3 tRNA genes are annotated in these 685 nt (G+C 47.4%); all 3 read left to right on the top strand.

The annotated features are described in order from the left end of the window. The first annotated feature begins 207 nt into the window (after positions 1-207). The 3 genes from KJS65_RS29470 to KJS65_RS29460 all read left to right on the top strand — a co-directional run bounded on the left by KJS65_RS29470 (position 208) and on the right by KJS65_RS29460 (position 496). A tRNA-Asn gene (locus tag KJS65_RS29470) sits at positions 208-283 on the top strand. Between the two features lie 4 nt (positions 284-287). Continuing rightward, a tRNA-Ser gene (locus KJS65_RS29465) sits at positions 288-379 on the top strand. Between the two features lie 42 nt (positions 380-421). Then, positions 422-496: transfer RNA gene (locus KJS65_RS29460), tRNA-Glu, on the top strand. The last annotated feature ends 189 nt before the right edge of the window (positions 497-685 follow it).

Here is a 685-nt window from a genome sequence, read left to right as displayed (position 1 = left end):
ATAGGTTGGAGGTGGAAGTGCAGCAATGCATGGAGCTGACCAATACTAATCGGTCGAGGGCTTATCCTAAAAAGTTTACCGTAGGGAAACTTGCTTCGGAAGCGTTACGCTTTGCAACGGAGTGAGGCTACGGAGACCATTTCTAAACACACAAATTCGTTTCGTATCTAGTTTTCAGGTGATCAAAACACTTGAATTAAATATTGTTCCCTGATAGCTCAGTTGGTAGAGCACTCGACTGTTAATCGAGTTGTCACAGGTTCGAGTCCTGTTCGGGGAGCCATTATGGAGAGGTGTCCGAGTTGGCCGAAGGAGCACGATTGGAAATCGTGTAGGCGCCAAAAGCGTCTCGAGGGTTCGAATCCCTCTCTCTCCGCCATAATACTTCTTCTAAAGAAGCGATTACTTTATAAAACATTAAGGCCCGTTGGTCAAGGGGTTAAGACACCTCCCTTTCACGGAGGTAACAGGGGTTCGAATCCCCTACGGGTCACCATTAATTTTACGCTTCGATTGGGGATGAGAACCCATAAGGGTTCGTCGGAGCATGAACTTCGGTAGCGCTGCATCGCAGTCTCGAGCGAAGTGAGAGTATCCCCTACGGGTCACCATTAATTATTTCTTAACAAGTAATACAATCCCATGGAGGCTTAGCTCAGCTGGGAGAGCATCTGCCTTACAAGCA

Origin of the sequence: Paenibacillus sp. J23TS9 (assembly GCF_018403225.1) — a bacterium.
Classification (GTDB): domain Bacteria; phylum Bacillota; class Bacilli; order Paenibacillales; family Paenibacillaceae; genus Paenibacillus_AQ.
Note: the sequence above shows the minus strand (reverse complement) of the source record. Positions and strands in the feature narration are given on the sequence as shown.